The following is an 11,182-nucleotide window of genomic DNA, read 5'->3' as shown; positions in this document are numbered from 1 at the left end:
TATGAAAAAGCTGACTTTTTTCCTGCTGTACGCGATCTGTATCGTTCTCATAACTGGCTGCTGGGATCAGCATCTATTAAAGGATGTTAAGCTCGGAATGGCTACCGGATTTGACTTGGCAGAGGACGGGAAAATCATACAAACGATAACTATTCCGATATTCAGAGGCGGTGCGAGCGGAACGGAAATTAACCGGAGCCAAGTCGTAACGACTACAGGTGATACACCAAGGAATTCAAGGAACGAGATGAATCATAAAGTCGCCGAACAGCTGGATGCTTCCAAGCTGCAAATCATTCTGCTGGGTGAACAATACGCGAAGCAGGATATCCTGCCGGGGCTTGACGTCTTCTACAGAGATCCTAGAGGCTCTCTACTCTCCGAAGTCGTGGTAGTGAAGGGGCGGGCAGGCGATGTCCTAAAGCTTAAAATTCAGGAGAATAAAATTATGAGCGAGCATCTTGCCGACCTGTTGCAAAGTGAGCAGGATGCAACCGTTATTCCGCTGCAGTCCAGGCCGCTGATCTCGGATATGCTCGATCCTGGCGCGGATTTTGTTCTGCCTTTAATTGAACCGAGGGAGAAGGAAGCTGCTGTCATCGGACTGGCTATGTTTAACGGACACCGATATAGCGGGCAGTATTTGCCCGTTCAGGATTCCACCCTCTTTTTGCTTATGGCTGACCAAAAGCAAAGTATTGCTTGGATTAAGCTTCAGGTCAGTGAGAACAAACAGCCCCGGATGAAAAATTACGTTACGATTAACGTCCTTAAAACAAAGAGGGATCTGAACATAAGCTCCAATGAATCTCAGCCAATCTCTGTTAACCTAAATATCCATATGAAGATTGAGCTTATGGAGTTTATGGAAAGCTGGGCAATCAGTGACGAAACCATTAACGACCTGAATAAAAAAATATCAGGGCTTCTGACCGAGCAAGCAAACGGTATTATTCAAAAGATGCAAAAAGCGAACTCAGACGCCCTTGGCATTGGCCGCTACATCCGTGCGTACCATTATGGCATATGGAATAAGATGGATTGGGCGAGTGAATATTCTCATATCCCGTTCAAGGCAACCATAACAGCAGAAATTACGAAGCATGGCGTGTTTAAATAACTTCTGCATGGGGTTGTTTTCTCATAATTAAGGACCTTAACGATGTGGCGCATCGTTAAGGTCCTTAATTGTTCTTGCCTACGGGCTGCAAGCTTACAGCACACCTACAGCTATAAGCACCCAGCCGATAATAAAGCAAAGCCCGCCAAGCGGCGTAACCGGACCAAGAGCCCGCACTCTTTTCATACTTAATACATACAAGCTTCCGGAGAACAGCACGATCCCCCCTGCCAGGAACCAGCCTCCCGTAACGATGATGCCCGCATCCGGATAACGATCCGCCAGCAGGCCAACCCCAATTAGTCCTAATGCATGAATAATATGATACTGCACACCTGTCTCGTATACCTTGAGCTTGTCCGGCTCCAGCCTGCTCTTCAGCGCATGTGCGCCAAACGCCCCAATCGCGACCGCGACAGCCATCAGAATACTGCCCATTACAACAAACGTCTGCATCCCTTTTCCCTCTTCTCAATTATCTACTATCATGCTTACGAAGTATGAATAATCACATATAGCTCAAACAGGACTCTATGGGTGATTATTCATTTTAGCATATCATGTTCCGTAATAATTTCCGATTGCTTTATAGCTGCCGTGGTAGTAATGTAGGTGGTTGGAATAGCACCAGGAGGCACTTACATCATGAAATTCATTCAATCCACCACCGCAGAGTGGAACGGCTGGTCCCGCAACATTCGTTTATTCTTCCTAGCGAACATGTTATATCAATTCGGAACGGGGCTTTTCTCGGTATTGTACAACTTATATATCCATGAACTTGGCTATCCAGATGCCATGAGCGGAACCGTAGTCAGCATGCAGTCTCTTGCCACGGCTTTATGTTTTATCCCGATTGGCTTATTTGGTGATCGCGGCAGTCGCAAGCGACTACTCGTTATCGGCGCCTTATGCAGCGGAGTCGTACTCGTTGGACGCTCTTTTTTCGAATCAGAGAGCAGCCTCCTGATCACCGCCGTCCTAACTGGCTTATTTGCTACCATCTTTCAAGTACTTGCGATCCCCTTCCTTGCTGCCAATGTAGCGAAGTCGGACAGGCTGCGCATATTCAGCATCTACTCTGCCTTTGTCCTTGCTGCCCAAGTGGCTGGAAGCCTTGGCGGAGGTGTTATCTCCGATGTCTTGCAAGCTGCGGGATTAAGTGAAAGGCTTTCGTTCAAGCTTGTGTTGCTTGCGGGCAGTATAGCAGCAATAGCAGCCTTCCTGCCGCTGCAGGCTATGAAGGAAACGAAGCATCCCGAGAAACCTATCGCAGCAGAAACCACAAACCAATCTACTCCGACAAAAGGGGAATTTAGCTTTATCGCAGCGTTTGCGGCTGTTGAGCTGCTGATCGGAATTGGTTCCGGACTTGTCATTCCTTATTTAAATTTGTACTTCACGAATCGGTTCTCGACCTCGCTAAGCGGAATGAGCTTCCTGCTGGCGCTTGGACAAGTCATGACGATCTTCTCCATGCTGATTGGTCCCAAGCTGGTTAACCGGGTTGGACAGGTGAAAGCGATTGTTATTTTCCAGACCCTGTCGCTGCCGTTCCTGCTTATAACTGGCTTCACCAATATGCTTATCGTAGCCTCAATCAGCTTCTTATTCCGGCAGGCTCTTATGAACGCAGCTAATCCACTCCTATCCGCCACTCTTATGGACCGGGTCTCTGCCAAGAAACAAAGCTTAGCTAATTCCTGCATGCAGACCGCCTTCATGCTGGGATGGGCCACCATGGGTCCAATCCACTCCCATCTCATTACGGCTTATGGCTACTACTGGGGATATGCAGTTACGTTTAGCATCACGGGGTTCTTATACGTAACCGCATCGATGCTGTTCTTTCTATTGTTTCGGGAGAAAAAGAAGGTTCGATTATAAGCAGTCGAAAACATCACTTTAAAAAAAGAAGCCTTCCCCCGCGGTAATGCGGAGGAAGGCTTTTTTGTTGGAATGTCTGAACTTACAATAATTTAAACAATCCGTAAATAATAACTGCTGCTTGAGCGCGCGTTGCGTTGCTGGCAGGGGCAAACTTCCCATCCTCCATGCCGTTCACGATTCCTGCTTGCTGCAATGCTTTAATTGCTTGTGCTGCATAGTCCGAAATGCTTGAATCATCGGCAAACTTGAGTTCATTAATAGTATTTGGAAGTTTTACATTTGCCTTCGCTACGGCACGATACAGCATTGCGGCCATTTCCTGCCTGCTGATTGCATCGTTGATGCCGTAAGATCCATCCGCTTTCCCGTTAACGATACCGAGCTGTTGGGCGGAAGCAATTGCTTGATAATACCAAGCGCCTTCCTTCACATCTGTAAATGTGCTGGTTGCCTTGTCGCTGTTCAGATCAATTGCATTCATCAACATTTGGATGAACTCTGCTCTGGTCACCTGATTGTTTGGCGCGAAAGTTCCTGTTTTAACTCCGGCAACAATACCCCGCGCTTCGAGAGCTTGGATGCTTTCCAACGCCCAAGGTATATCGTTCACGTCTTTGAATGTAGATCCATTGACCTTAGCGACGTATTTGCTGAAGTGCTTCGGAGTAAATTCGATTTTGCCCGTCGCCGTGTTGTACTTCCCGTTTTTGACGATTTCCAGCTTGCCGTTATCATCGATGTAATAGATGACGACATTGTTTGGATTTTCACCCGGTTTCAAGGTGTAATCCATGCTGACTTTAACGTCATTTCCGGTAAATTTCGTAATTTTTGTGCCGTTGACGCTTAAGTTGAAATTATAGACCGTATTTCCGCCTACTTGGCTTCTTGCCGCGTCGGGCAGCGAAGCCGGGTCTACGACGGATACGGATAATTGAACGTTACCGGTTCCGCTCGCACCGCTGTGCTTCAGCAAATTCGGATCGATTGAAACAGTGGCCAAACCGGTGTCGATGGCGATCGATTTGATCTGATCCGACAGGGCTAGAACTTGATCTGTCGGCAAGTTTACTTGAACTTCTTTAACGCCGGCAGCGTGTTGCACTTGAATCGTCACGGATTTGTCTGTTGATTGACTGACTCCTTGATGGAGATCACTCGAACTGATGGTTACGGAAGCTGTACCGTTGCTGTCCGGTTGAGCCTTTGCAGTGATATGATTTTTATCAACTGTGATGTTAGATCCCTGCGATGGCGTACCGCCGCTAGGTGGTGGAGTGACCGACCCTGCTGCAGCAAATTTCAACGTGCCAATCTTGAATAGATCCTGATAAGCCGTTCCGGTAGCGTCGTTCCAAGCGAACGCGCCAATGCGCGCACCGGCCTTCGCATCATTCACCTGAACGTCAAAGCCGATCTGAGTGCCAATCTCAGGCGTAATCTGGATAAACGGAATCTTCATCTCGACGGTGTAGGAGTTCGTCGTCTCGTCGTACGTCGTCGCGGATGTCATCTTCGTTGCAACGCCCTGATTATCCGTCATGGCTGCGTCTACCGACGCAAAGCCGTCATACCGTACGCGGTAATGCCCGGAAGCGTTCAAGTACATGGCGCTGGTGCCGTTCGTCAGGTCAGCAACCACTTCAACTGAATCCTGCTCCCAAGGGTTTGCGTTCCCCTTGTCCAACGGTTCGGACGGATCTTTGGTCACCTGCGCTAGTACGTACAGGTTCGCGTTGTCCCACAATATGCGAGCGGTAGCGGCAGGCATATGCGTATCCGCCTTCGTGTTGCCCGCCTGGGTTACATCGATATTGAGAGGCGTTGTCGTATTCCAAATGCCGTCCATATTGCCGTCAATGGTTGGTGTTCCCTTCGCAGCTGTTGAGATTTTGCCCCCAGCAGGCTTTGTCGGAGCGTGGTAATTTGCAAGATATCCGGCCGGGTCAATCACGGCTTTAAACGCCTCTTTCGGGTACAGGTTGCCGTCGAACAGCAACGGGCTGCCGGAAGCCAACCAGCTGTTAGTGTCTGTCAGTCCCCAGAGTGTGATTCGCTGCACTGTGTCCTTGAAGGAAGGATCGGTATAAACTTGCATCAACCGCGCGTACTGTGCGGCTTGGGCTGTTTTCTGATCGGCAGTCTGCGTTCCGTCCGTGCCAGCGGAGATGTCCAGCTCGCTGATCGAAATTTTGACGCCAATATCCTTGAACATCTGGATCGTCTTGCGCGTATTGTTAGGGTTGGTGCCGAGGCCGTTATGTTCTTGCATGCCGACACCCTGAATAAGCTGCTTGCCAGGGTGTTCTGCAGCCCAACGGCTATTGATGTCTTTCACCATGTCGTGAACTGCCGCAGCCTTATTCTGGTCGTCCATGCTATAGTCGTTGTAATACAACAGGACGTTGTAATTCGGCTCCGCTGCACGAGCGTACTTGAACGCCTGTTCGACGTAGTTCGCGTCCGTTGCCTTCAGCCACGGGGTAGATTTCAGGTAGCTGTGCCAGTCTGTCGGACTAAGAGAGCTGTCACGAACGCTCCCCCCCATCGCTTCGTTGACGACGTCCCACGAGATGATGTTCTGCGTGCTCGCGTTGAACTTGCCGTCAAAATGCTTGAGAACCGTGTTAATATACGCGTTCATGTTCGCATACGCCCCATCCGCGGTCAGACCTGGATTGGACGGAGTCGAATCAGAGTCGGAGATCTTAGCGTTGTTCAGCCACGGAATCGACTGCCCTTCCCAGACGAGCGTATGCCCATGTACTTTCAGGCCATTGTCGATCGCGCTCTGAAGCTCCGTGTCCGCTTCGGTAAAGTTCAGATCCGCAACATCATGCGTAGAGGCGCTGGAACCGATCAGCGAAGCTGGCTTCATCGCATTTTCAGGCGTCACAACGCCAAACTGGGCTTTCAGGACGGGCATGATTGGGTCATGCATGTAATATGGGCCGATGATGTTGCCCATCAAATAATTTGGGTACGTATTCTTAATGCTTGTCAAGGAGAGTACATCTGGGTTAATCGTTGGTGTTGTTACAGCACTCATACTATTAACAGTAGTTAATGTAGCATCCGCACTTTTTATAAATCCGTCAGCCGCTTTGTCGTCAAAGTCAGCCTTGTACACGACAGTATCGCTTGCGTCTTTAACAATAAAGTTATCGATGTAGTAAGTTATATTCTTTGCATCCGTAGCTCCGCTATCACCGGTTTTAACAAACTGAATATAGGACCCACTTGTGGCGGCCGTATAAGTATACGTCGCTGAATAGGAATTCCAAGCTGGGCTTGCCGCGCTTAAAGCTCCTGAGTTTTTAATCCAGTTATAGCCGCTAGTTTGTAGAAGAATGCCTGCCACATCTTGGTCAGGTGTGTACAAGTCATATGAGAAGGTGTAGGTTTTGCCATCCTCTAGGTTCAAGCCGCTTGCCCCCGTGGCTATTTGCGCGCCATCCCACTGGTGCCCGCCTGTGGTTTGAACCTTTAAGAAATAATCGGTTACTACCGTAGTTAATGTAGCATCGCCACTTTTTATAAATCCGCCAGCCGTTTGGTCGTCAAAGTCAGCCTTGTAAACGACAGTATCGCTTGCGTCTTTAACAACAAAGTTGTCGATGTAGTAAGTTATATTCTTTGCATCCGTAGCTCCGCTATCACCGATTTTAACAAACTGAATCTGTGCACCGCTTGCGGCTAAGTAAGTATAATTCGCAGTGTATGAAGTCCAAGCTGGGCTTGCCGCACTTAAAGCTCCCGTATTTTTAATCCAGTTGTAGTTTCCGTTGGTCTGCAGAACAATGCCCGCCACATCTTGGTCAGGGGTGTATAAGTCATATGAGAAGGTGTAGGTTGTGCCGGCAACGAGGTTTAAGCCGCTTGCCCCTGTGTCTATTTGCGCGCCATCCCACTGGTGCCCGCCTGTGGTTTGAACTTTTAAAGCATAATTTCCATTCGTACTGCCGGAACTATCCGCCGCACTCGCCTTCTGGTTGATCCCAAACTGCGGCAACAACAATGCAACCGCAAACACTATCATCAAAATCTGCTTTAACCGTTTATTCATCGCGTTACTTCCCCTCCAAAAATATTATAAAGCCTCTCGGCGTTCGCCGAGGCTTGCGGAACAAGGGTTTTCTTTTACCAACAAACCTGTTATGAGAGGAAAGAGCACATACATCCTGTAGCTCCTTTTCATGACAGCGGGACTCACAATGTTTTTGGCTAGTCGTGCCCGGAACGCCCAAGGTGTTCATGTCCAGCTACCAAATAACCGTTCTGCCGGAACTGTCAGCAGCCGCCACTGTCAACGCGGCGAAGGGCATCGACGCGAACGACCAGTAATAGGCTGCAAAGCAGCGCCAAAATCCTTTTGGACATGTTGTGTCCCCTTAAATAAGGGTCATCTCACAGTAAAGCGCTTACACTTACATGATAAAAAAAGGAGGCCTCCTTTCAAATCTTTACATAGTATCACGAACATGTCCTCCTTTCGTGATAGGTCAATTCAATGATAAGGCACATGAAAGCGCTTTACAGTATACAAATTAAAGAAGAAACTACTATATTTTATAGCTCAACTTTCGGTGCGACCAAGCTTGGTTGTGGAGTTTAGCAGGTGGAGGTCCTGCGTGGAATGGCTAAGCCAAGCCCCAATAGCGAGTCTTGGTATTTGTGCCGTCCTCAGGAGGAGTAGCATACGTTTCGCGGGTGAAATATAAGCACAGTATCGAGTGAATTTATACTTTCTTATCTTTTAAAAAAGACGCTCCCGCCACATGTTACGTGTGGCGGGAGCGTCTTTCCTTCATTTTATTCTATTTCTTTTTCCAGCTGGCAATAAGGGTATTCGCATCGATATTTAATACACTTTTAGCATGTTCCGAAGCGTCCTTTTTACCTGCCTTATTCAACTGCTTCATAATGTTCTCCATCTGCTTGATCGCCTGATCCCGCTTCCCTTTGTCCAAGTGCTGCTGGGCTTGCTTCAGACTAGCCGAAAGCTGTGATGCCAGTGATTTACTCACCTCATTCGAAGCTTTGAACCGATCAAGCAGATTGTTCATGCTCCTGATACTCGTCTTCACTTGGACATGAATCGTCTTCTGAAGCTTGTTCCCCGCTTCATCTTCTACCGCAATGACAACCGACTTCTCTCCCAGATGACCAGCGAGTTCAACGTTTAGATCCCGTGAATTCTGAGAAGATAGGCTATATTCCTTACCGTCAAAAGTAAGACTAGCCGATCGAATCGCGGTCTTGCCATCACCTGCTTGGAAGCGCAGATACGAATCATCCTCAAGTACTGCCCCTTCCACCAATTTGGAGCCATTAGCCGTCAAAGAATAGACGGGAGCTGCCGGGACAGGAACTGTCACTCCTGCAGATTCATTACCGGACTTATCTGCAGCGCTTATAACGAGACTATAGCTCAGATCGGCTTCAATCCCAGTCAATACGGTCGTCTGGACGCCCCGCTTCACTTCTTTAACTGCGCCAACCTGTTGACCATTACGAACCAGCTTAAGGTGGACAACATCCCCATCCACCGCATATGGTCCATCCCACTGTACCGTCAGCTCGCTGTTATCTCGGGTAACATGAACGTTCTCTACCTCTCCCGGCGCAACATGATCTTCGACAGGTTCAGGTGCAGGAGGTTCTGCGGTAAAGACAGATGGATCTCCAAAGGTGAATTTGTCGAAGTTGTATAACCAGTCATTCCCCTTAAAGAGGAGGTAAACGAGATGTTTACCCGTTACAGGAGCGGTTACATTACCGGAGAATACCTGGAACTTCTGCCAGCCGCCTGTGCCGCTAACTTCGGCCGTTGCAATGACAGGTCCATTGATACCGTCAATACGAGCTTCAATTGTTCCTCCTGCCGTATCACTTGCAGCCTGAATGTTGAATTGAGTAGGGCTCACATCGCCAAAATCAATATAATTGTACATCGCGTAAGGCTTATTCGGACCGTAAATACCTGCGAGGTACGTCTGATTACCGCCATTTTCCGTACCTGCGTTTATGCTGTTTGTATAATTTTCTGCTTCCAGCTTACCGTAAGCATCCCTTGATTTACCTTTAATCGTAGAGAAGGTGAACCAATCCAGATTACAAGGGTAATCGCTGCCGTCTGCGCCGTGGAAGATTAGATATACATCATGAACACCAACAGCCTTTGAATCATCGATGATGGAAGCAATGTCGACCCAATCATTCCAGCTGCCTAATGCAGGAACCTCGATAACTCCTGCCGTCGGACCGTCCAGACTGTCCAGCTTCACCTCAATCGAGCCGCCCTGACTGCCACTGGTGAGATGTGCCGTAATTCCAGCAGCGCCGGAGCCAAAATCAATATCTTCATAAGAAGCATAAGCGTTATGATGAATGCCATCTGTATATTTTCCGCTTGAGTTAATACTCAATCCGTCACTGCTTACAAAGTCTTCTGCTTGTAATTTGGCATAAGCATCCGTCTTAGTTGGATCTGTCTTCGTAAAAGTAAACCAGTTCAGATTAAACAAATACGAATCATTTGTTTTCTTGAACACCAGATACACATCGTGGACGCCTGTTACGTTGCTGGCATGTCCTTGATCATCCTTCAGCAGCGTAACCGCATCGATAAAAGTATTCCAGTTGCCGGTACCTTCGACATTCAATGTACCCACTTTTGGCCCGTCTACTGCATCCAGCCGGATCTCAATATTGCCACCGCCGGTTCCACTTGATGCCCGTGCAATGAAACCGCTTGCACCATCTCCCGAGCCAAAGTCCACATTTTTATAAGCGGCATAGTTACTGTCTTGGATTCCTCCAAGCTGAAGCGAGCCTTCGATGCTGCCTTCCAGGCCAGGACCATTTACGATATTGAAGTTTTCCGCTTCCATTCTGCTATATGGGTTCTTAACGGCATAGGTCAGTTCCCCCGCATTCTGCGGCTTAAGAACAGTCAAAGCTTCCACGGCTGCAGCAGAGCTCCACGATTCAAAGGTCCCGGACAGCTGTTGACCTGCCCAGTTGCTGTCAACCAGATTATCGGCATTTCGATGACTCCAAGCCATATCAGTATTTAATGCAAGCCATTCATTATAGCTGTCGGCAAAGGTTTTGTACTGACTCTCCGCTCTTTCATTTACCGCCTTCTGAAGATAACCTAGATTACGAACGAGTATCGTTTTGCCGCCCTTTAAGTCGCCGTTTGGACCTTCATAGCGCAGTAGCTTGTTCACATCAACCATCCGCTCTTTCGTAAAGGTTGCCCCTTTGAGCGCATCATCCAAGTATACCTTGTCTCCAATAACCTGATAGAGACCTACTGCCGCTCCAATAAACGTGCCTTGATTATAATGAGTCGCATCTTGAATAGATCCGTTTTTTGTTTCAATCCTGTCGAATACCTTGCCATTTCCATCCGTCAGCATCGTTTTACTCCAACGATAGATGGTTTTGGCGGCATCCAGGTAGTGTTCGTTATGCGTTGCGTTATATAGGAAAACCGCGGCTTCGGCAGCAGGGAAGTTAATGCAGGCATTTTTCGTCGTACGGTCATCGCTCTTCCACCAAATACCGCCGTTCGCAAACTCATCGTCCCACTGCGTATCATAGACGTAGTTAAAATAATATTCCGCTCTCTCGAGGTATTTCGCATCATTCGTAATGGTATAGGCTCTTGCACTCGCCATCGCCCACCACATAATGTCATCGTTGAACGTATTATTGGTCCAATCCTGGCCGTACTTTGCTACAGCTCCATCGAACACCTCATCAATCTGGGTTCGCAGCTTCGCTTTTAATGCCGGATCTGAAGCTTGGAGATAAGCATCCATTACGAGCTCCCACAGCTCAGCCTCCACCCAAAAATCCTGATATCCGTCATGATTGGAGTTTTTCCAGAAATACTTGGCGCTCGCATCCCAGAATGTATTGTTGTAGGCTTCAATCGCTGTCTTCGCATCTGCTGCATCAAAAGCATGGGCTTGAGGTATTGCGTTTGGAAATAAGGGACTAATCGAGAGTGCAAAAACAACTGGCAACACGATAAGCTTTGACCTTCTAATTTTACTAGTCACTAACATCCCTCCTCTATATTGGGCAAAAATAAAAGCCGATTCGCATGCATGTATACGATCGGCTTCAGTCATTCAATAATATAATGTTTGGTTAATA

Annotated in this window: 5 protein-coding genes; 2 read left to right on the top strand and 3 right to left on the bottom strand. The window is 48.0% G+C overall.

Annotated elements, in window-relative coordinates:
* Position 1 precedes the first annotated feature (1 nt).
* Positions 2-1,120, top strand: coding sequence for a Ger(x)C family spore germination protein (locus AC0YNT_RS10885; protein WP_475804578.1), 1,119 nt, complete (start codon positions 2-4; stop codon positions 1,118-1,120).
* Positions 1,121-1,213: 93 nt separating this feature from the next.
* Here the strand turns inward: AC0YNT_RS10885 and AC0YNT_RS10880 are convergent, their stop codons facing one another.
* Positions 1,214-1,576 (bottom strand): DUF423 domain-containing protein, encoded by a 363-nt coding sequence (locus AC0YNT_RS10880; protein WP_475804577.1) that lies wholly within the window; start codon positions 1,574-1,576, stop codon positions 1,214-1,216.
* Positions 1,577-1,765: 189 nt separating this feature from the next.
* Between AC0YNT_RS10880 and AC0YNT_RS10875 the strand changes: the two genes are divergently transcribed.
* The gene (locus AC0YNT_RS10875; RefSeq protein ID WP_475804576.1) at positions 1,766-3,007 is read left to right on the top strand and encodes an MFS transporter; all 1,242 of its coding nucleotides are present in this window, start codon (positions 1,766-1,768) and stop codon (positions 3,005-3,007) included.
* Positions 3,008-3,089: 82 nt separating this feature from the next.
* On the opposite strand, the gene AC0YNT_RS10870 is transcribed toward AC0YNT_RS10875, so the two are convergent.
* Positions 3,090-7,076 carry an endo-1,4-beta-xylanase gene (locus AC0YNT_RS10870; protein WP_475804575.1) on the bottom strand — a complete coding sequence of 1,329 codons (3,987 nt, stop codon included), beginning with the start codon at positions 7,074-7,076 and terminating at the stop codon, positions 3,090-3,092.
* Between the two features lie 751 nt (positions 7,077-7,827).
* Positions 7,828-11,085 carry a carbohydrate-binding protein gene (locus tag AC0YNT_RS10865; protein WP_475804574.1) on the bottom strand — a complete coding sequence of 1,086 codons (3,258 nt, stop codon included), beginning with the start codon at positions 11,083-11,085 and terminating at the stop codon, positions 7,828-7,830.
* Between the last annotated feature and the right edge of the window lie 97 nt (positions 11,086-11,182).

It is taken from the genome of Paenibacillus sp. J22R56 (assembly GCF_056269375.1).
This window is presented reverse-complemented; position numbering and strand designations above follow the sequence as displayed.